Annotated in this window: 16 protein-coding genes; 6 read left to right on the plus strand and 10 right to left on the minus strand. The window is 69.8% G+C overall.

Translation table 11 applies throughout. The features are described 5' to 3' along the window. Nucleotides 1-30: 30 nt before the first annotated feature. From hpaD to hpaH, 6 genes are all read right to left on the minus strand, one after another. The gene (gene hpaD, locus ACN6M5_RS00225; RefSeq protein ID WP_247597328.1) at nt 31-1,107 is read right to left on the minus strand and encodes a 3,4-dihydroxyphenylacetate 2,3-dioxygenase; all 1,077 of its coding nucleotides are present in this window, start codon (nt 1,105-1,107) and stop codon (nt 31-33) included. A gap of 46 nt (nt 1,108-1,153) precedes the next feature. Further along, on the minus strand, nt 1,154-2,650 hold the full coding sequence (hpaE, locus tag ACN6M5_RS00230) for a 5-carboxymethyl-2-hydroxymuconate semialdehyde dehydrogenase (protein WP_434948093.1): 1,497 nt from the start codon (nt 2,648-2,650) through the stop codon (nt 1,154-1,156). A 46-nt stretch (nt 2,651-2,696) separates the two neighbouring features. Beyond that, nucleotides 2,697-3,392: a GntR family transcriptional regulator gene (locus ACN6M5_RS00235; RefSeq protein WP_168688989.1), complete on the minus strand. Its 696-nt coding sequence runs from the start codon at nt 3,390-3,392 to the stop codon at nt 2,697-2,699. Further along, nucleotides 3,374-4,876, minus strand: coding sequence for a fumarylacetoacetate hydrolase family protein (locus ACN6M5_RS00240; RefSeq protein WP_434948094.1), 1,503 nt, complete (start codon nt 4,874-4,876; stop codon nt 3,374-3,376). The genes ACN6M5_RS00235 and ACN6M5_RS00240 overlap by 19 nt, the downstream gene beginning before the upstream one ends. A 73-nt stretch (nt 4,877-4,949) precedes the next feature. Further along, nucleotides 4,950-5,759 carry an HpcH/HpaI aldolase family protein gene (locus tag ACN6M5_RS00245; protein ID WP_434948095.1) on the minus strand — a complete coding sequence of 270 codons (810 nt, stop codon included), beginning with the start codon at nt 5,757-5,759 and terminating at the stop codon, nt 4,950-4,952. Further along, nucleotides 5,744-6,529, minus strand: a complete 786-nt coding sequence (gene hpaH, locus ACN6M5_RS00250) for a 2-oxo-hept-4-ene-1,7-dioate hydratase (RefSeq protein ID WP_434948096.1) — start codon at nt 6,527-6,529, stop codon at nt 5,744-5,746. The genes ACN6M5_RS00245 and hpaH overlap by 16 nt, the downstream gene beginning before the upstream one ends. Before the next feature lie 294 nt (nt 6,530-6,823). On the opposite strand from hpaH, the gene ACN6M5_RS00255 reads away from it, so the two are divergent. The 5 genes from ACN6M5_RS00255 (at nt 6,824) to ACN6M5_RS00275 (ending at nt 14,387) form a co-directional block, all read left to right on the plus strand. Continuing rightward, complete coding sequence (locus tag ACN6M5_RS00255; RefSeq protein ID WP_168688993.1) at nt 6,824-8,347, plus strand: ABC transporter substrate-binding protein; 1,524 nt, start codon at nt 6,824-6,826, stop codon at nt 8,345-8,347. A 94-nt stretch (nt 8,348-8,441) separates the two neighbouring features. Continuing rightward, on the plus strand, nt 8,442-9,383 hold the full coding sequence (locus ACN6M5_RS00260; protein ID WP_085370786.1) for an ABC transporter permease: 942 nt from the start codon (nt 8,442-8,444) through the stop codon (nt 9,381-9,383). Then, nucleotides 9,380-11,218, plus strand: coding sequence for a dipeptide/oligopeptide/nickel ABC transporter permease/ATP-binding protein (locus ACN6M5_RS00265; protein ID WP_434948097.1), 1,839 nt, complete (start codon nt 9,380-9,382; stop codon nt 11,216-11,218). The genes ACN6M5_RS00260 and ACN6M5_RS00265 overlap by 4 nt, the downstream gene beginning before the upstream one ends. Beyond that, nucleotides 11,215-12,039 carry an ATP-binding cassette domain-containing protein gene (locus tag ACN6M5_RS00270; protein WP_085370788.1) on the plus strand — a complete coding sequence of 275 codons (825 nt, stop codon included), beginning with the start codon at nt 11,215-11,217 and terminating at the stop codon, nt 12,037-12,039. Before ACN6M5_RS00265 ends, ACN6M5_RS00270 begins: the two co-directional genes overlap by 4 nt. Continuing rightward, the gene (locus ACN6M5_RS00275) at nt 12,036-14,387 is read left to right on the plus strand and encodes an arylsulfatase (protein WP_434948098.1); all 2,352 of its coding nucleotides are present in this window, start codon (nt 12,036-12,038) and stop codon (nt 14,385-14,387) included. Before ACN6M5_RS00270 ends, ACN6M5_RS00275 begins: the two co-directional genes overlap by 4 nt. 60 nt (nt 14,388-14,447) lie before the next feature. Here ACN6M5_RS00275 and ACN6M5_RS00280 read toward each other — a convergent pair whose 3' ends face one another. Next, nucleotides 14,448-15,887: an aldehyde dehydrogenase family protein gene (locus ACN6M5_RS00280; RefSeq protein ID WP_085370790.1), complete on the minus strand. Its 1,440-nt coding sequence runs from the start codon at nt 15,885-15,887 to the stop codon at nt 14,448-14,450. Between the two features lie 263 nt (nt 15,888-16,150). Here ACN6M5_RS00280 and ACN6M5_RS00285 point away from each other — a divergent pair, with 263 nt between their 5' ends. Continuing rightward, nucleotides 16,151-17,671: a GMC family oxidoreductase gene (locus ACN6M5_RS00285; RefSeq protein WP_434952267.1), complete on the plus strand. Its 1,521-nt coding sequence runs from the start codon at nt 16,151-16,153 to the stop codon at nt 17,669-17,671. Here ACN6M5_RS00285 and ACN6M5_RS00290 read toward each other — a convergent pair. From ACN6M5_RS00290 to ACN6M5_RS00300, 3 genes are read right to left on the minus strand one after another with little or no spacing between them, the layout of a single operon-like run. Next, nucleotides 17,652-18,929 (minus strand): multidrug effflux MFS transporter, encoded by a 1,278-nt coding sequence (locus ACN6M5_RS00290; RefSeq protein ID WP_434948099.1) that lies wholly within the window; start codon nt 18,927-18,929, stop codon nt 17,652-17,654. The genes ACN6M5_RS00285 and ACN6M5_RS00290 overlap by 20 nt on opposite strands. Nucleotides 18,930-18,942: 13 nt before the next feature. Beyond that, nucleotides 18,943-19,935 carry an alpha/beta hydrolase gene (locus tag ACN6M5_RS00295; protein WP_434948100.1) on the minus strand — a complete coding sequence of 331 codons (993 nt, stop codon included), beginning with the start codon at nt 19,933-19,935 and terminating at the stop codon, nt 18,943-18,945. Nucleotides 19,936-19,990: 55 nt separating this feature from the next. After that, on the minus strand, nt 19,991-21,010 hold the full coding sequence (locus ACN6M5_RS00300) for an alpha/beta hydrolase (RefSeq protein WP_434948101.1): 1,020 nt from the start codon (nt 21,008-21,010) through the stop codon (nt 19,991-19,993). Between the last annotated feature and the right edge of the window lie 62 nt (nt 21,011-21,072).

Here is a 21,072-nt window from a genome sequence, read left to right on the forward strand (position 1 = left end):
ACTCGATTGTTTGGGGAGGGGGGCTCGCGGCTAGAGGGTGGCTCCGAGCTTGAAGCCCTGGGTCTCCTCGCCCTTGCGGGTGTACGAGAAGCCGTCGGCCCCGATGGTGACGTCCATCTCGGAGTCGTCGGTGCGGGAGGTGAGCGGCTGGGGGTTGCCGTCGAGGTCGAGCACCGGGGAGGCGTCGGTGTACCAGGACGGGACGACGGGGTTGCCCCACCAGTCGCGGCGCTGGTTGTCGTGCACGTCCCAGGTGACGACGGGGTTGTCCGGGTCGCCGGTGTAGTAGTCCTGGGTGTAGATCTCGACGCGGTGGCCGTCCGGGTCGCGCAGGTAGAGGTAGAACGCGTTGGAGACGCCGTGGCGGCCGGGGCCGCGCTCGATCGCGTCGCTGCGGCGGAGGGCGCCGAGCTTGTCGCAGATGGCGATGATGTTGTGCTTCTCGTGCGTGGCGAACGCGACGTGGTGCATCCGGGGGCCGTCGCCGCCCGTCATCGCGGTGTCGTGCACCGTGGGCTTGCGGCGCATCCACGCGGCGTATGTGGTGCCCGCCTCGTCCTGGATGTCCTCCGTGACGCGGAAGCCGAGGTCCTCCATGTACTTGACGGCGCGGGGCACGTCGGGGGTCACCTGGTTGAAGTGGTCGAGACGGACCAGCGCGCCGGGGGTGTAGAGGTCGTACCGCCAGGCGAGACGCTCGACGTGCTGCACGTCGTAGAAGAACTCGTACGGGAAGCCGAGCGGGTCTTCGACACGGACGGAGTCGCCGACGCCCTTCGTGAATCCGGAGGCGTTGCGCTCGACGCGGCAGCCGAGCTCGGTGTAGAACTCGACGGCGCGGTCCAGGTCTTCCGGGGTGCGCACCCGGTACGCGAACGCCGCGACGGCGGCGACAGGACCCTTGCGGAGCACCAGGTTGTGGTGGATGAACTCCTCGAAGCTGCGCAGGTAGACCGCGTTCTCGTCCTCCTCGGTCACGACCAGGTCGAGCACGTCGACGTAGAAGTCGCGGCTGGCCTGCAGGTCGGTGACGACGAGCTCCATGTACGCGCAACGCACGACGTCCGGCGGCGTCGCCTTCGGGGTGGGGATGGCGGTGGTGGTCATGGGGTGAATCGCTTTCTCTTCGTTGAGGGGGGGTAAGGGGTGAAGGTCAGTTGGCGCCGAAGCGTGCGGTGTGCACCGGGCCGAGGGTGATGTGCACGGCCTGCTGGTCGGTGTAGAAGTCGATCGAGCGGTAGCCGCCCTCGTGACCGAGGCCGGACGCCTTGACGCCGCCGAACGGGGTGCGCAGGTCGCGGACGTTGTGCGAGTTGAGCCACACCATCCCGGCCTCGACGTTCTGGGCGAAGGTGTGTGCGCGCTTCAGGTCGCTGGTCCAGATGTATGCGGCGAGGCCGTAGCGGACGCCGTTGGCGAGCTCGAGGGCCTCCTCGTCCGAGTCGAACGGCGTGATGGCGACGACGGGGCCGAAGATCTCCTCCTGGAAGATCCGCGCATCCGGTGCGACATCGGCGAACACGGTGGGCGCCACATAGTTGCCGTGGTCGATGCCCTCCGGACGGCCGCCTCCGGCGAGGAGCCGGCCCTCCTGCTTGCCCAGCTCGACGTAGCTCATCACCTTGTCGTAGTGCTCGGGGTGCACGAGCGCGCCCACCTCGGTCGTCGGGTCGTGCGGGTCTCCGACGACGATGTTCTTGGCGCGGGCGGCATAGCGGGCGCAGAAGTCGTCGTAGACGCTGCGCTCGACCAAGATGCGGCTGCCCGCCGTGCAGCGCTCGCCGTTCAGCGAGAACACGCCGAACAGGGTGGAGTCGATCGCGGCGTCCAGGTCGGCGTCGGCGAAGACGACCGCCGGCGACTTTCCGCCGAGCTCCATCGACAGGCCTTTAAGGAAGGGAGCGGCGTTGCCGAAGATCAGCTGGCCGGTGCGGCTCTCACCCGTGAACGAGATGAGCGGGACATCCGGATGCTTCACCAGCGCGTCTCCCGCCTCCTCCCCGAGGCCGTTGACGAGGTTGAACACGCCGTCCGGCACCCCGGCGTCGCGGAAGATCTGCGCCCACAGGCTGGCGGAGAGCGGCGTGAACTCCGCGGGCTTGAGCACGACCGTGCAGCCGGACGCGAGCGCGGGGGCGAGCTTCCAGCTCTCCAGCATGAACGGCGTGTTCCACGGCGTGATGAGCCCGGCGACGCCGATCGGCTTGCGGTTGACGTAATTGAGCTGCGAGCCGGGCACCTTGAACGCGTCGTCGGCCTGGGCGACGATCAGGTCGGCGAAGAACCGGAAGTTCTCCGCAGCGCGCTGCGCCTGGCCGAGCGCCTGGGTGATCGGGAGGCCGGTGTCGAAGGTCTCCAGTTCGGCGAGGCGTGCATCCTGGGCTTCGACGGCGTCGGCGACGCGGTTCAGGATACGAGCCCGCTCGCGCGGCTTCATCCGCGGCCACGGGCCTTCTTTGAAGGCGCGGGTGGCCGCGGCGACGGCGAGGTCGATGTCCTCCTTCTGGCCGGCCGCGGCGGTGACGTACGTCTCGTTCGACACAGGGTCGAGCACGTCGAACGTCGCGCCGGAAACGCTGTCGACGAAGGCGCCGTCGATGAAGTGCTGGATGCTGTCAGGCAGATTCTCCGGAATGTAGTGCTGCGTCATGGGCGCACGCCTCCTTCGGCGGTCGGTGAATTGATGTGTAGTGGTCTCAGTGCTGAGGGTGCTTGTGCTCGTCCTGATAGGCGTGGAACGCATCCAGGGTCGCGAGGCGGTGGCGGCGGGCAGCCAGCTCGATGTCGAGAGGCTCGGCCCCCCGCTCGATGAGCTTCAGGATCTGCTCGTGCTCCTCGACGGATTCGCGGGCACGGCCGGGAACGAAGCTGAAGGTGGAGTCGCGCAGCACCTTCAGCCTGTTCCAGCCGCGGTGCACCAGATCCAGGATGTGCGGGTTCGGGCATTCCTCGAACAGGACGGCGTGGAACTCCAGGTTCAGCTCGGTGAACCGGTGCGGGATGAAGTCGTCGAGGCACGCGATCATCTCGCGGTTGATCGACCTGGCCCTGTGCAGGTGGTCGCCGTTCAGCAGGGGAGCGGACATCTGGGTCGCTGCGCCCTCGACCAGGGCGAGCGTCTCCATCGTGTACGTGTACTCGGTGTCGTGCAGCAGGGCGACCTGGGCGCCGACGTTCTTCTCGAACGTCACCAGCCCTTCCGCCTCCAGCCGGCGGATCGCCTCGCGGACGGGCACGACGCTGATGCCGAGCTCCCCGGCGATCTGGCCGAGCACGAGCCGGAAGCCGGACACATACCTGCCGTCGTCGATGCGCTCCCTGATCCAGTCGTATGCCAGCTGGGATTTGCTCGGCGTCGCCGTCTTCGCGGTTCCTACTGCTGTGTCAGCCACACGCGGTACCTGTCCTTCCATTCGGCGTTCATCGGGAACAGACCGTCGATCGGCGCGCCGGCAGCGACCTGCTCGGCGATGAACTCCTCTTCGCGCTCCTGTTCGAGCGCGTCGGCCACGACCTCCTCGACCAGGGCGGTCGGGATGACGAGCAGGCCGTCGGCGTCGCCGACGATCACGTCGCCCGGCTGCACGGCCGCACCGCCGCAGGCGACGGTGATGTCCGCATCCCACGGCACGTGCTTGCGGCCGAGGACGGCCGGGTGACCGCCCGCGTGGTAGGTGGGGATGTCGAGCGCGGCGACGATCGCGAGGTCGCGCACGCCTCCGTCCGTGACGATGCCCGCAGCGCCGGCGACCTGCGCCCGCAGGGCGAGCACGTCGCCGACGGTGCCGCTGCCGCGCTCGCCGCGGGCCTCGATGACGAGCACGTCGCCGGGGCCGAGGGCGTCGAACGCGCGCTTCTGGGCGTTGTATCCGCCGCCGTGCGCTGCGAAGAGGTCTTCGCGGTTCGGCAGGTAGCGGAGCGTCTTGGCGCGGCCAACCAGCTTGGCGTCCGGCCGGGTGGAGCTGAGGCCGTCGATCGAGACGTTGTTCAGGCCGCGCTTCCGCAGCTGGGAGCTGAGGGTGGCGGTGGAGACGGAGAGCAGCTGGGCGCGCAGGGTGTCGGTCAACTCGAATCCGGGAGTTACGTTCTCAACCTCGGTCGCAGGCTCCCTCGGCGCTGGGGTCGCGGCATCGCTCCGCGCTGCCTCTGAGCTCCACCGCGCCCACGCCTCCGACCGCTGGAAGTCGTCCACGGCGGGCTTCGTGCCGAAGTCGCCGAACGGGACGGTGCCCTCGGTGATGCGGGTGGCGAGGCGGCCGGTGCTCGGCGCATCCGGAGCCGTCGGCGCGTCGACCTCGACCTCGACCAGGTCGCCCGGCTGCGTGACGGACGAGCCTGCCGGGGTGCCGGTGAGGATGATGTCTCCCGGCTCCAGGGTGAGCAGCTGGGAGAGGTCGGCGACGAGCTGGCCGAACGGGAAGAGCAGGTCGTCCGTCGTCCCTTCCTGCACCAGTTCGCCGTTCAGCCAGGTGCGCACGCGGAGGGCGTCGGGGGAGACGGCGTCCGCCGGGATGATGCGGGGGCCGATGGGCGTGAAGCCGTCGCCGCCCTTGGAGCGGACGTTGGATCCCTTGTCCGCCGCACGCAGGTCGTAGACGCCGAAGTCGTTCGCCGCGGTGACGCCGGAGACGGCCGCCCAGCCGTCCTCGGGGGAGACGCGGCGGGTCGGTCGGCCGATGATGAGCGCGATCTCGCCCTCGAAGGCGAGGAGCTCGGTTCCCGCCGGGCGTTCCAGCTCGGAGCCGGAGGCGGCGATGGAGGAGGCCGGCTTGAGGAAGTAGGACGGGGTGGCGGGTGTGCGACCTCGCTGCGCGGCACGCGAACGGTAGTTCAGGTGCACGGCGATGATCTTGCCGGGGAGGCTGATGTCGCTCACGGGGTGGTTCTCCTCGTCATCGGGGACTGTATCTGAGATTGTATACGATCCGTGACGCGTGCGCCAGCGCGCATCAGTAGCTCGCGGGTGCGACATCGGAACCGCCGCCGATGAAGCGATCGGCCAGCGCCTCGGAGGCGCGCGCCAGCAGGGCGACATCGGCGCCGACGAGCACCCAGCGCGCACCGGCGGCGAGATAGCGGTCGGCGGCGACCGGGTCGAACGCGTTCACGCCGACCGGCTTGCCCGCCGCCGTGCCTGCCGCGATGGCCGTCTCGACCGCGGCGACGACGTCGGGATGCGTCTGCTGGCCGAGGAGTCCCATCGACGCCGCGAGATCGGCCGGACCGACCAGGAGGCCGTCGACGCCGTCGACCGCAGCGATCTCGTCGACGTTCGCCAGCCCATCCACCGTCTCGATCTGCACGTACAGGGAGACCAGGCCGTCGGCGCGGGAGAGGTAGTCGTCGATCCTGCTCCACCGGGCGGAGCGGGCGAGGGCGCTGCCGACGCCGCGGACCCCGGCCGGCGGGTAGCGGACGGCGGCGACCATCTCCGCAGCCTGCTCCGCGCTGTTCACCATCGGGATGAGCAGGTTCTGCGCCCCGAGGTCGAGCAGCTGCTTGACGATCACCGTGTCGCCGATCGGCGCGCGCACCAGCGGCGTCACCGGATACGCGGCGACGGCCTGCAGCTGCGCGAGGATCGACTCGAGGCCGACGGGGGAGTGCTCCCCGTCGATGAGCACGATGTCCAGTCCGGCCCCCGCGCAGATCTCGGCGACGAGCGCGCTGCCGGAGCACGACCAGATGCCGAACTGGGGACGGGATGCTGTGCGCAGCCGGTCGGCGAGCGTCGGCGTTGGTTCTAGGCGAATCGGCATGTGATGGCTCCCAGGGTTCCGTAGTCTGCGTGGACGGTGTCGCCGCGTTCCACCCACATCGGGCGGGTGAACGAGCCGGCGAGGACGATCTCGCCGGCTTCGAGGGTGGTGCCGTGTGCCGCGAGCTTGTTCGCGAGCCACGCGACGCCGGAGGCCGGGTGGTTGAGGACGGCGGCGGCGACGCCGGACTCCTCGATGGTCTCGTTGCGGTAGAGGAGGGCGGACACCCAGCGCAGGTCGACAGCATCCACGGCCACAGGACGGCCCCCGACGACCATGCCGCCCATCGCGGCGTTGTCCGAGATGGTGTCGACGATCGTGCGCCCTGCCATCTCGATGCGGGAGCTGAGGATCTCGAGCGCGGGGACGACGTACTTCGTCGCGTCGAGCACGTCGTAGAGCGTGCAGTCCGGGCCGGTGAGGCTCTCGCCGAGCACGAACGCCAGCTCGACCTCGATGCGCACGTTGGAGTACGCGTCGAACGGGATGACGGAACCGGTCTCGAAGACCATGTCGTCGAAGATGACGCCGTAGTCGGGCTCGGTGATCCCGGTCGCCTGCTGCATCACCTTGGAGGTGAGGCCGATCTTGTGGCCGACCAGTCTGCGTCCAGCGGCGATGCCGCGTTCCTTCCAGACGTTCTGGACCGCGTACGAGTCCTCGACGGTCATCTCCGGATGGCGGGCGGTGAGCAGCGGCACGGTGCTGCGGTCGCGTTCTGCGGCCGCCAGTTCGTCCGCGATCGAGTGGATGGTCGAGTCTTCGAGCACCGGATGGTCCCTTCGTCGTCGGAGGTTCTGGCCGCCGGGGCAGCCTCGGGTGAATCGTATATCATCCCGTACATCTTGGCGATTTCGCGGAGCGGCCGAGTCGTGGAAAGCTCGTCTCACCCCGTTTTTCTCCACAGGTTGTTTTTCTTGTCAACAACTGTAGAATTACCGCCACGACACAGCGATGTGTAGCCAACCTCGGTTGACGACCGGATCAGTAACTGCTGTGTCGTACGCCTGCGCAGCGTTCGATTGATGTTTTAGCTCCTGCCTTGCCAACCGAGAGAAGAAGACATGAAGAAAGCAATGATCGCGGTGGCCGTCGCCGCCGTGACCGCGCTTGCGTTGACCGCATGCGGCTCAGGGGGAAGCGACACCAAGGCCACGACCGGCGCATCCGGTGGCCCGCTCAACATCGGGAACTTCGCCGATGTGACCAGCTGGGATCCGTCGCTCGCCGATATCGGCTTCGACGGCCCGTACCTGTCGGCGGTCTACGACCCGCTGGTCAGCGTCGACGGCGACGGCAAGCCCACGCCGGCCCTCGCCACCTCCTGGAAGGTCTCCGACGACTTCCTGAAGGTCACCATGACCCTCCGCACCGGCGTGAAGTTCAGCGACGGAGAGGCCTTCGACGCGGCAGCAGCGGTGAAGAGCCTCGACTACCTCAAGAAGGGCGCGCGCTCCGGCGAGGCGTACGAGAACGTCGCGAAGTTCGTGGCCGTCGACGACAAGACCCTGGAGATCGACCTCACCAAGCGCGACGACACCCTGCTCTACTTCATGGGCATCGGCCGCAGCTGGATGATGGCGCCCAAGGCCATCGCGGCCGGCACGCTCGCGAAGACCCCGGAGGGCTCCGGCCCGTACACGCTCGAGACCTCGAGCGTCGCCGGCTCCGAGTACCACTTCAAGAAGGTCGCGAACCACTGGGACGCGAAGCAGTTCCCGTTCGACCCGCTGGCGATCTACCCGATCCAGGATGCGACGGCCCGCGACAACGCGATGGCCTCCGGTCAGATCAACGTGAACTACGCCGACGACACGGCTCTCAAGCAGGCCAAGGAGAACAACTGGAACGTCGCGGCCAAGGTCTCCGGCTGGGTCGGTCTGCAGTTCACCGACCGTGCGGGGGAGAAGTTCAAGCCGCTCGGCAACGAGAAGGTGCGCCAGGCGCTGAACTACGCGTTCGACGGTGCGAGCATCCTGAAGTCGGTCGGCAGCGGAGCAGGAGCGGTGTCCAACCAGGTGTTCCCCGACGGCACGCCGGGCAACGTGAAGAGCCTGAACGGTGAGTACAAATTCTCCATCGCCAAGGCCAAGTCGCTTCTCGCCGACGCCGGATACGCCGACGGGTTCGACCTGCACATGCCGATGTCCCAGGTCTTCCAGGTCTGGCAGCCGGTCGTCGACCAGACCTTCGGCCAGCTCGGCATCACAGTCACCTGGGACGACATGCAGTACATGGACTACCAGAAGAACGCGCCGACCTACCCGATGTTCGTCTCCTTCCTCGCGATGGACTCGAACCCGGTCGCGACGGTGCAGCGCATGATCAACCTGCCGCAGTGGTTCAACCCGACCCCGCAGGTCGAGAAGTTCCCGGATGTGCAGGCACAGGTCGAGAAAGTGCTCTCCGCCGACCCGAGCAAGCAGACCGCCGAGATCGAGAAGCTGAACACGCTCGTGACCGGCAAGGCGTGGTTCGACGTCTGGTACCAGGCGAACAACAGCTACGTCTCCACCTCGAACATCTCGATCACCCCGGTGACCGGCATGATGTTCCCCACCCTGCGCCAGATCACCGTCAAGGGCTGACGCACCCCAGGCGGGCCGCGTGAGAGCGCGGCCCGCCATCCCGTTTCATCCCACTTCCCGCTCCACTCCCTCCCCGTCTCCGACAGGACAAGACATGATCAGATTCACGGTCAAGAGGCTCGTCTCCGGCGTGATCCTCCTGCTCGTCGTGGCGACAGGCACGTTCTTCCTCGCCCACGCCGCCATCGGCGACCCGACGGCGGGGCTCCTCGGCTCGTCGGCGACGCCGGCGCAGCAGGCGGCGCTCGCTGCGAAGATCGGCACAGACCGCCCGCTCCTCGTGCAGTTCTGGGAGTGGGGCTCGCACGCGATCGTCGGCGACTTCGGAACGTCCTGGCGCAACTTCCAGCCCGTGAACGCGCAGATCGCGATCAAGCTCCCCGTCACCCTCTCCGTGGTGACGGCGGCCACCCTGCTGTCCGCCGTTTTCGGTGCCCTGTTCGGCGTGCTGGCCGGGCTCCGGCCCGGCTCCGTGCTGGACAAGGTGATCAAGGCGGCCTCGGTCATCCTGTTCGCGCTCCCCGGTTTCTGGGTGAGCCTCGTGCTGGTGATCTGGTTCGCGGTGAACCTGCACTGGTTCCCCGCCGTCGGCTACGTGCAGCCGTCGCAGAGCATCGACGGCTGGCTGCGCTCTATCACCCTGCCGTCGATCGCCCTCTCGCTCGGCGCCATCGTGATGATCGCCGAGCAGCTGCGCAACGCGATCATCTCCGCGAACAACCAGGACTACGTGCGCACCCTGCGCAGCCGCGGCCTGTCCCAGCGCCGCGTGGTCGTGCACCTGATCAGGAACGCGGCTCCGGCATCCCTCACCGTGCTCGCCCTGATGTTCGTCGGCCTTCTCGGCGGCGCCATCGTGGTGGAGCAGATCTTCTCCCTGCCGGGCATCGGAGCGCTCACCAGCGGTTCGTCGCAGAACGGCGACATCCCCATCCTGCTCGGCATCACCGTCGTCACGGTCATCTTCGTGGTGATCGTGAACTTCGTCCTCGACGTGGCGCTCGGCTGGATCAACCCGAAAGCGAGGGTGCAATGACGACTCCGACCGACGTGATCATCGACCCGCGCGCCGGTCGTCGCGGCTCGACGTTCGCCCGCTTCATCAAGCGCCCTGCCGGTGCGATCTCGTTCGCCGTGCTGGTGCTCGTGGTGCTCGTCGCGTTCTTTGCACCGCTGCTCTCGCCGCACGACCCCAACTTCGTCGACCTCGCGCTGACGAAGGCGCCGCCGAGCCCCGCGCATCCCCTGGGCGGGGACAGCGCGGGCCGGGATGTGCTGAGCCGCCTCATCTGGGGAACGCAGTCGACCCTGTGGGGCGCGTTCGTGACCATCGTGGTCGCGGTCGTCGTCGGCGTTCCCGCCGGCCTGGCCGCCGGATACTACGGACGCTTCTTCGACAGGGCGGCCACCTGGGTGAGCGACGCCCTGCAGGCGATCCCGGCCATGATCATCCTGCTGATCGTCGCGGCGGGGACACGCAACGACTTCACCGTGCTGATGGCGACGCTCGGCGTCTTCATGGCGCCCGGCTACTTCCGCCTCACACGCTCCACCGTGCTGGCGGTGCGCAACGAGCCGTACGTGGATGCCGCCAAGGTCTCCGGCCTCGGCAACGCCAGGATCATGGCGAAGCACATCGTCAAGGCGGTATACGCCCCGGTCATCATCCAGACCGCGCTGACCGCCGGGATGGCGATGGGCATGCAGGCCGGCCTGCAGTTCCTCGGCATCGGCGGGGCGAAGACGCCCGGCTGGGGCGCGATGATGAACGAGGGCTTCCGCACGATGCTGACCACCCCTCTGCTGCTGCTCTGGCCGTCGCTGGCCCTCGGCATCACCATCGCGGCGCTGGCGGTGCTCGGCTCGACGCTCGCCGACGTGGTGAGCGTGCGCACTCCGATCGGGCGGCGCAGGAAGGCCTCGCGGCGCGTACGGCGATCCGGTGCAGAGCCGGTGGTCGTCACCGCGTCGACGGGCTCCGTCGCCCACAAGTCGGTCGACTCCGCCGTACAGCTGCAGAACCTGCGGGTGAACTACGTGACGCCGGAGGGCGGGACCGTGGAGGTGGTGCACGGCATCACCCTCGACGTCGCCCCCGGCGAGGTGCTCGGCATCGTCGGCGAGTCCGGCTCCGGCAAGTCGCAGACGGTGTTCTCGATCCTCGACCTGCTGCCGGCCGGCGGCGAGTACACGGCCGACGCCCTCTGGATCGGCGGAGCCGACGTGACCAGGATGGCGCACGCCGACAGGCAGAAGCTGCTCGGCCACGAGGTGGGATACATCCCGCAGGAGCCGATGTCGAACCTCGACCCCTCGTACACGATCGGCTACCAGCTCACCGAGCCGCTGCGCTCGGTGCACAAGCTGTCGAAGGCGGACGCCACAGCCCGGGCTCTGGCGATGCTGGACAGGGTCGGCATCGTCGACCCCGCCAGGGTGATGAAGTCGTACCCGCACCAGCTGTCCGGCGGCATGGCCCAGCGCGTGCTGATCGCCGGGGCCATCGCCGGGAAGCCGTCCGTGCTGGTCGCCGACGAGCCGACCACGGCGCTCGACGTGACCGTGCAGGCCGAGGTGCTCGAACTGCTGCGCGAACTGCAGCAGGAGTACCGGATGGCGCTCGTGATCGTGACCCACAACTTCGGCGTCGTCGCCGACATCTGTGACCGCGTCGTGGTGATGCGCGACGGCGGCATCGTGGAGGTCGGCACGGTGGAGCGCATCTTCTCGCAGCCGACCGACCCGTACACGGCCGAGCTGATCGCCGCCTCGCTCGACGGCGCGGCCAGCCGGTCGGAACTGGATGCGTCTCTCGCCGCATCGAGCGGGCCGACAGAACCCACCGAACCGCGGAAGGCGGTCCTCGCATGAACACCCCCTTGCTCAGCGCCTCCAACGTGGTGGTCGACTACGGCACCCGGCGCGGGACGTTCCGCGCGTTGAAAGAGGTGTCCATCGATGTGGGCGCGGGAGAGTGCGTGGGCCTGGTGGGGGAGTCCGGGTCCGGCAAGTCCACCCTCGGCAAGGCGATCCTCGGCCTCGTGCCCGTCGCGAGCGGCAGCATCCGGTTCGACGGCGAGGACATCACCCGGCTGAAGGGCGCGAAGCGGCGGGCGCTCGCGTCGAGCATCCAGGTGGTCTTCCAGGACCCGTACGGCTCGCTCAACCCGGCCATGACCATCGGGGACATCCTCGCGGAACCGCTCACCACGGCGGGCACCGGCCGACGGGATGCCCGGGCGGCCGTCTCCGAAATGCTCGACAGGGTCAAGCTGCCGTCGACGGTGATCGACCGCTACCCGAAGGAGTTCTCCGGCGGGCAGCGGCAGCGCATCGCCATCGCTCGCGCGCTGGTGCGCAAGCCGCGCCTGATCGTCTGCGACGAACCGGTGAGCGCGCTCGACCTCACCACCCAGGCGACCATCATCGACCTGTTCATCGAGCTGCAGCGCGACACCGGCGTCTCCTACCTGTTCGTCTCGCACGACCTCGGAGTGGTGCGCAGGATCTGCCACCGCGTCGCGGTGATGTACCGCGGCGAGATCGTCGAGACGGGCGACGGCGAGCAGGTCACGCGCGACCCGCAGCACCCGTACAGCAAGCGGCTGCTGATGGCGTCGCCGGTCGCGGACCCTGCCGGGCAGGCGGAGCGCCGGGCGGCGTGGCTGAAGCTGCGCGAGCAGGCGGCGTGAGCGGCGCGAGCGGGACCGGGGCAGGCGCGAACGGGGCGCCGGCGGACAGCAGGGGCTACGAGGGGTTCGGCGGGTTCGTCGCCGAGGTGGCGAGCGCATCCATCCCGTCGTGGCCGCCGCGCGTCCGCGCGCGCGAGGGTGCGCCGAACGTGATCGTGGTGCTGCTCGACGACCTCGGGTTCAGCGACCTGTCGCCGTTCGGCAGCGAGATCGACACCCCGGCCGTGCAGCAGCTCGCCGAGTCCGGCTACCGGTTCACCAACTACCACTCGACGCCGGTGTGCTCCCCGGCGCGCGCCGCGCTGCTCACCGGGCTCAACCCGCACAGGGCGGGCTTCGCCTCCGTGGTGCACGCCGACCCGGGGTTCCCGGGCTACGTGATGGAGATCGCGGACGACGTCCCGACCATCGCGGAGTCGTTCCGCGCATCCGGGTACGCCACGTTCATGGTGGGCAAGTGGCACCTCACCACCGAGTCGAAGATGCACGACGGCGCAGACAAAGCCTCCTGGCCGCTGCAGCGCGGCTTCGACCGGTACTACGGCTCGATGGACGGCTTCACGACGCTGTTCCACCCGCACCGGCTGGTGAGCGACAACAGCCCGGTGACCGTCGACGAGTTCCCGGACGACTACTACCTCACCGACGACCTCACCGACCGCGCCGTCGGCATGATCCGCGGCCTGCGCGCCAACGATGCGGACAAGCCGTTCTTCCTGTATTTCGCGCATCACGCCGTGCACGGGCCGATCCAGGCGAAGGCGGCGGACATCGAGAAGTACCGCGGGGCGTACGAGCGCGGTTGGGACCACATCCGGTCGGAGCGGTTCGCCCGGCAGGTGCGGGACGGGCTGTTCCCGCCGCAGACGGTGCCTGCCCCGCGCAACGAGGAACCGCTTGCTCCCGTCACGGCGTGGGACGACCTCTCCAACGAGCAGCGCGCGCTGTTCGCCCGCTATATGGAGGTGTACGCGGCCGCCGTCGACAACGTCGACCAGAACCTCGCGAGACTCGTGGATGCGCTGCGCGAGAGCGGAGAGTACGAGAACACGATCATGGTGGTCGCCTCCGACAACGGGGGCACGGGCGAGGGTGGCACGGAGGGCACGCGCAGCTATTTCAGCCAGTTCGTGCAGCTCGCCGGGCTGCCCGCCGACTGGGAGCGCGACGTCGACCGCGACCCGTCGCTGATCGGCGGGCCCCGCGTGTTCGCGCACTACCCGGCCGGATGGGCGTACGCGTCGAACACCCCGTTCCGGCTCTACAAGGGGGCGACGTACGAGGGCGGCATCCGCGTCCCGCTCGTGGTCTCCTGGCCGGCCGGACTGCCGCGCGACGCGGACGACGACGGCGTGCGCGACCAGTACACCTTCGTCACCGATCTCGGGCAGACCCTGCTGTCGCTGGCCGGCGTCGAGCCGCTCGCCTCGCGCGCCGGGTTCCCGGCGAAAGAGGTGGACGGCGTCCCGTTCGACGAGGTGCTGCGGGATGCGGACGCTCCGGCGATCCGCGCGGAGCAGTACTCGGAGTTCGCCGGCAACCGTGCCTTCGTGAGCGGCCGGTGGAAGATCGTCACCGACCACCGCTGGACCGACGCGTTCACCGACGCGGAGTGGCGGCTGTACGACCTCGCGGACGACCCCACCGAACGCGTGGATCTGGCGGGGGAGCATCCGGAGCTGGTGGCCGAGCTGGCGGAGAAGTGGCGTGCGTCAGCGTGGAGGAACACGGTGTTCCCGCTCGGCGACGACGGCTCGCTGTTCACGCACCGGCCGTCGACGGAGCTCGAGCTGGAGCAGCCGGTGACCCTCTACCCCGGTACCCCGACGCTGGAGCGGTTCCGGGCGAGCAAGCTGACCAAGCTGCGCAGTTTCGACGTGGAGGTGCGCGCCGACCTGGCCTCGGGAGAGGGCACGCTGGTCGCGCACGGCGACCAGGGCGGCGGATACGCGCTGCAGGTCTCCGACGGGCGGCTGACGCTCGCGTACAACGAGTACGGCCGGATGCGCAGGGTGACGGTGCCGCTGACGGCGCTGGGCGGCCGGGACGTGACTCTGCGCTTCGAGGCCGTGCCGGGCATCCGGTGGCTGATCGGCGTGGAGGCGGGCGGCGAGAGGGTGGCGGAGCTCGGGCCGGTGCTGCAGCTGGTCGGGATGGCGCCGTTCACGGGCATCAGCGTCGGCGTGGACCGCGGCGGCCCCGTCGACTGGGACGTGTACGAGCAGCGGAGGTCGTTCCCGTTCAGCGGGGTGCTGCACGCTGTGCGCTATGTCCCGGGACGGAAGGCGGAGGAGAACCCCGAGGTCATCATCCCGATCGAACGGGAGCTCGCGCGCATCTACGAGTGACGGCGCACGACGAAACGGCCGCGGCCCCCTCGGGAGGTCGCGGCCGTTTGTGTTCGTCGCTCAGTAGTGCAGCCAGACCGACTTGGTCTCGGTGTACGCGTCGATCGCCCACGGGCCCATCTCGCGGCCCCAGCCGCTGGCCTTGTATCCGCCCCACGGCGCTGCCATGTCGGGGATGGACGGCATGTTCACGAACACCGCACCGGCCTTGATGCCGTTGGCGAGGCGCTGGGAGGTGGCGATGTCCTTGGTCCAGATGGTGGCGGCGAGGCCGTACTCGGTGTCGTTGGCGCGGGCGATGATCGCGTCGAGCTCGTCCTCGTCCTCGTAGCTCGTGATCGACAGGACGGGACCGAAGATCTCGTCGTGCATGATCGTCATCTCGTCGGTGACGCCGGCGAACACGGTCGGGGTGAAGAAGTAGCCGTCGCGGTCGGCGCGCGTGCCGCCGGTGACCAGTTCCGCCCCCTGCTGCCGCCCGATCTCGACCAGACGCTCCACGTGGCCGAGGTGCTTGGCGGAGACGAGCGGGCCGAGGTCGACGCCCTCGTCGAGGCCGTTGCCGAGGCGCAGACCGGCCACGCCGCCCGCGAGCTTCTCGACGAACTCCGCCTCGCGTTTCTTGTCGACGTAGAACCGCGTGTACGCGGCGCAGACCTGCCCGGAGTTCAGGATGCTGCCCGCGATGTTGCCGCCGACGGCCGCGTCGATGTCGGCGTCCGCCGCGATGATCGACGGCGCCTTGCCGCCGAGCTCCAGCGTGAGCCTCTTGAGGTTCGAGTCCGCGCTCGCCCGCGTGATGATGCGGCCGACGGCGGTGGAGCCGGTGTACGAGAGGTGGTCGACGTCCATGTGCTCGCTGAGCATGGCGCCGATCGCGCCGTCGCCGGTCACCAGGTTCACCACACCGCTCGGGATGCCGGCCTCTGCGCACAGCTGCACCAGCCGGATGGTCGTGAGCGGCGTGACCTCGCTCGGCTTGATGACCACGGTGTTGCCGGTCGCGAGCGCCGGGGCGAGCTTCCAGGCGAGGATCATCAGCGGGAAGTTCCACGGGGTGACCAGCGCGTTGACGCCGACCGGCTCGCGCCGCGTGTAGTGCAGGGTGTCCGGGAACGACACCGGGTTGACCGTGCCCTGGATCTTCGTGACCCAGCCCGCGTAGTAGCGGAAGTGCTCGGCGGCGCCGGTCACGGACACCATCTTGGAGATGCCGAGCGGCTGCCCCTGGTCGCGTGTCTCCAGCGCGGCGAGCTCGTCGTGGTGCTCGTCGATCAGGTCGGCGAGCCGGAACAGCAGCGCGGCACGCTGGACGGGCAGGAGCCCGGCCCACTCCGCCGTGCCGAGGGCGGCGCGCGCGGAGGCGACCGCCGCATCCACGTCGGCACGGGATGCGGTGCCGACCTCCTCGATGACCTGCTCGGTGGCGGGGTCGACGGTGGCGATGGCGCCGCCGGACGCCTCCGTCCACTCGCCGTCGATGAACAGTTTGGTGGCCACTTTCGTGCTCCTTTGCGTAGCCGGACGAGACGGGCGGACTCCGCTGACGGACGCCCACGCAAGCAGTATCCGCGGGGGAGTCGTGCGCTGTCTTGACCGGTGGGGCACGGCCGTTGTCTGCGAGCGAATGGTCGGAGGACGGACGTTCCGCGGCGCGGGTGCGGCGTGCGAACCTCGGGGGGACTCGAAGGGGAGGACCTGTGGCGGAGACAGTGGACGCGAAGGCGGCGGCGAGCGGAGCGGCGGATGCGGCAGCGGCGGAGGTGCCGCGCAGCGTGATCGTCATCGGTGCGGGCTCTGCCGGTTCCGTGGTGGCCAGACGGCTCGCGGACGCCGGGGTAGCCGTGACCGTGCTGGAGGCGGGCGGCGAGGACACCAACCCCGCCATCCACGACCCGTCCAGGATGGGCGAACTCTGGCACAGCGCAGACGACTGGGACTACTTCACGGTGCCGCAGGAGCACGCGGACGGACGCAGGCTGCACTTGCCGCGCGGCAAGGTGCTCGGGGGCTCGCACTCGCTCAACGCGATGATCTGGGTGCGCTGCGCCCCCGCAGACTTCGACCACTGGGCGTCTCTCGGCAACGACGGCTGGGCGTGGAGCGACGTGCTGCCCGTCTACCGCGCCATCGAGCGGCACTCCGGGGGAGCATCCGAGCTGCACGGTGCCGACGGCCTGCTCGACGTCACGGACGACTACGCGCTCGACCCCATCCAGCAGTCCATCGTCGACGCCGCGGTGGAGGAAGGTCTCGAACACAATCCCGACTACAACGGCGACCACCTCGACGGCGTCTCCCAGCAGCAGATCACCGTGCGCGACGGCCACCGCCTGAACACCTACCTGGCCTACCTCAAACCGGTGCGCGACCGGGTGGATGTGCGCACCGGATGCTGGGTGCACCGTCTGCTCACCGAGCAGGGGGCCGACGGCGTCCCGCGCGTGGTCGGCGTCGAGTTCGAGCAGGACGGTGAACTGCACCAGGTGCGCGCCGACGAGGTGGTGCTGTGCGCCGGGGCGCTCGACTCCCCGCGCATCCTGTTGCGGTCGGGGATCGGCCCGACGGATGAGCTGACGGCGGTCGGAATCCCGCCGCTCGTCGACCTGCCGGGGGTCGGCAAGAACCTGCACGACCACCTGCTCTCCCCGGTGATCTTCGGCACGGAGCGCGAGGTCGGGGCTCCCCGCCCCGGCGTCTCGGTGACCCAGTCCCACCTGTTCTGGAAATCCGACCCCGAGCTCGAGGTACCGGACACCCAGCCCATCCACTTCTCCGTCCCGATGTACCAGGACGGCATGACCGGCCCGGCCGACGGGTTCAGCCTGATGGCGGGCATCGTCTCCCCGAAGGCGCGCGGCAGCGTCACCCTGTCCGGTCCGGGCCCGCACGACCCGCTGCTCATCGACCTGGATGCGCTCGGTCACCCGGACGACGTCGCCTCGCTCGTGGCCTCTGTGCGCCAGTGCCGCAGCATCGGCACGCGTCCGGCGCTCGCCTCCTGGGGTGCGACCGAGCTCTACCCGGGGTCGGCGGTGGGCGACGGGGACGACCTCGCCGACTACGTCCGCTCCACCGCCGTCACTTACCACCACCAGGTGGGGACGTGCGCGATGGGGGTGGATGCGCAGGCCGTGGTGAGCCCGCGGCTGCGCGTCCACGGCGTGCACGGGCTGCGGGTGGCGGACGCGTCGATCATGCCGAGGGTGACGACGGGGAACACCAACGCGCCCAGCGTGCTGATCGGCGAGAAGGCCGCGGCGTTCATCCTCGCGGGGGAGTGAGCGGAGCCGGCGCGCCGCCTGGGCGTGTGCCGCGGGCGCGTGCGCCACCGACCCGCATCCCGGCCAGGCGCGGCACGACGGCCCAGGCGAGCAGCCCGGCGACCGTGGCGGCGATGGCGATGGTGAGCGCCATCGCCAGCGCGGTCGAACCGCCGAGCGAGGCGAACGGCCCAACGATCGGCCCGACCGTGAACGTGACCGTGCCGAGCACGGCGGCGGCCGTCCCCGCCCTGGCGGAGTGGGAGCCGAGGGCGAGCGTCGTGCCGTTCGGGCCGCCGACACCCGACGAGAACAGGAACAGCGCCAGCGAGGACAGGACACCGGCCAGCCCCCAGCCGAGCAGCACCGACGCCAGCAGCAGGAGGGCGGCCGCCGCCGTCGCGAGCTGGCCGATGAGGTACATCCTGCCCGGTCCGACACGGCGGACCAGCAGCCTGCTGAGTTGTGCGCCGAGCAGGTTGGCGAGCGCGTTGATCGCGAAGAACAGGCTGAACAGCTGCGGGCTCAGGCCGAACTGGTCCTGCAGCACGAAGCTCGACATCGACAGGTAGGCGAAGAACGCCGCCCCTCCCGCCGCCGCCGCGATCACGATCACGACGAACAGCCGGTCGCGGAACAGCTCGCGCAGGTGGCCGCCGGTGGTCCGCAGCCCACCGCTGTGCCGCATCCCGGGCGGCAGCGACTCCTTCAGGCCGGTGAGCGCGATGACGAACAGGGCGAGGCCGATGCCGGTCAGCACCAGGAAGATCCCGCGCCAGTCCATGACGAGCGCGAGCGTTCCGCCGACGACCGGCGCCACGATCGGCGCGGACGCGCTCACCACCGCAAGCAGCGACAGCATCCGCGACAGGTCGACGCCGCTGTACATGTCGCGCGCGACCGCCATCGTGATCACCAGCCCGGCCGAGCCGGCGAGCCCCTGCAGCAGCCGGGCGACGAGCAGCACCTGGATGTTCGGCGCGAGCACGCACGCCAGCGAGAGCAGCGTGAACAGCGCGACCCCGACCAGCAGCGGACGGCGGCGGCCGTACCGGTCGCTGAGCGGACCCGCCACCAGCTGGCCGACGCCGAGCCCCACCATGCACACCGACATCGTCGCCTGGGCGAGCGCGTCGCTGGTGCCGAGCGATGCGGCCAGCTGCGGCAGCTGCGGAAGATAGAGGTCCATCGACAGCGGCCCGAACGCTTCGAGCAGGCCGAGCACCAGGATGCTGCGGCGCACGCTCATCACGGGAGCGACCGCGCTGGACGCTGTCACGGGCACGACGCCGTCACGAGCGCGGCAGGCGCAGGGTGCGGCGCAGCCAGCTGTCCCTGGCGGCGATGGCGGCCTTCGACACGATGGCGTCCGGGGAGAAGCCGGAGAAGCCGTGGTACGCGCCGGACCAGACGTGCAGTTCGGCCTGGCCGCCCGCCGCCCAGATCCTGCCCGCGTATACGATGGACTCGTCGCGGAACACCTCCGCGGCGCCGACCTCGATGTATGCGGGAGGCAGGCGGGACAGGTCGGTGGCGCGGGCAGGGGCGGCGTACGGCGAGACGGCGTCGGTGAACCTGTCGGAGCCGAGGATCGCATCCCAGGCCGTGTCGTTGTTGTTGCGGTCCCACGCGCCGATCCCGTCGTACTGCCAGGCCGAGACGGTCTCGTTGCGGTCGTCGAGCATCGGGCAGTTGAGGAGCTGCCCGGCCAGGCGTGGGCCGTTCCTGTCCCTCGCCATCAGCGCGACGGCCGCGGACAGGCCGCCTCCCGCGCTCGCCCCGGACACAAGGAGGCGCTCGGGGTCGACGCCGAGGTCTGCGGCGTTCGCGGCCAGCCAGAGCAGCCCGGCGTAGCAGTCCTCTCCCGCCGCCGTCCCGGGATGCTCGGGGGAGAGCCGGTACTCCACGGCCACGCCGACGGCGCCGCACTGCTCCGCGAGCTCGATCAGCTCTCCCGTGCCGAAGAAGCGGGTGCCGAGCACCTGCCCGCCGCCGTGGATGCTCAGCACGCCCGGCGCATCCGGAACCTGCCGCACGGGACGCACGATGGTGATCTCGATGTCCGGAGCACCGGCAGGGCCGGCGATGACGGCGTTCTCCGCGATGACGGCGCGCCCGGCGACCTGCTGCTCGATCGGCGGGATGATCGTGGCGAAGTGCGCGCGGTTGGCGAGGATCGTGTCCGCCCGCAACGGGATGCGCTCCACCAGCTCGAGGAACGCGGTGAGGCCGGGCACCAGCGCGGGGTCGTACGGCACCGGATGGTGGGGCGATGCGAGCGTCATTGCTGTGCCTTTCGTTGGGGCCGGCTGGGGCGCCGGGGCCGGGGCCGTAGGCGGGTCAGAGGCCGAGGATGCGGCGCAGCCAGGAGAACCGCGCGGCGAGCGCAGCCCTGGTCAGCTCGCTGCCCGGTGCGTAGATGTCGAACCCGTGGAAGCCGCCCGACCAGACGTGCAGCTCCGCCTCGCCGCCGACGGCCCAGATCCGGGACGCGTACTCCACGTCCTCGTCCCGGAACGGCTCGGCGGCGCCCACCTCCACGAACGCGGGAGGGAGACCGGAGAGGTCGGTGGCGCGGGTGGGGGCCGCGTACGCCGGCGCATCCGGGCTGTACGCCAGCTCGGCGCCGAGGACGCAGTCCCAGGCGAGCAGGTTGGCTTCGCGCGTCCAGGTGCCGACCCCGGAGTACTGGTGGCTCGACACGGTGGTGTTGGTGTTGTCGATCATCGGGCAGAGCAGCAGCTGGCCGGCGATGGCCGGTCCCCGACGGTCGCGGGCCATCAGCGAGACGGCGGCGGAGAAACCTCCTCCCGCGCTCCCGCCCATCACGACGATCCTGTCCGGATCGACGCCGAGTTCGGCGGCGTGCTCCGCCAGCCAGGCGATCCCGGCGTAGCAGTCCTCCACCCCGGCGGGGAACGGATCCTCCGGCGCGAGCCGGTACTCCACGTTCACGGCGATCACGCCCAGCTCGGCGACCAGCTCGACCAGCCGCGCGGTCTCCCAGCTGCGGTGTCCGACGATCATGCCGCCGCCGTGGATGTTGTACAAGGCTGGCAGCGCTGCGGAGGTCGCGTCGTGGCCGCGCGGGGTGAGGACGGTGATCTCCAGGTCCGGCGCACCGGCCGGCCCGGGGATGACGAGGTCGACGGCGTCGATCGGAAGGTCGCCGATGACCTCGGCGGCGCTCGGGAACAGGCCGGACGCTCCCTGCCTGCTCAGGTGCAGGGTGTCCCTGCTGAGCGCCGGCTGCGGGTTCTGCGCCAGCGCGTCGAGCACCGGGGCGATCTCCGGGTCGAACGGGACGCGGGGGATGGACGTGGCGGAGGTGGCGGTGCGGTCGTCTTCTGCGATGGTCATGGCTGCTCCTGCTGGTGTGGTGGTGGGGTGGGTGTGGTCTCGCGACGCGATGCCGAGGTCCA

It is taken from the genome of Leifsonia araucanica (genome assembly GCF_051161895.1).
Lineage (GTDB): Bacteria > Actinomycetota > Actinomycetes > Actinomycetales > Microbacteriaceae > Leifsonia.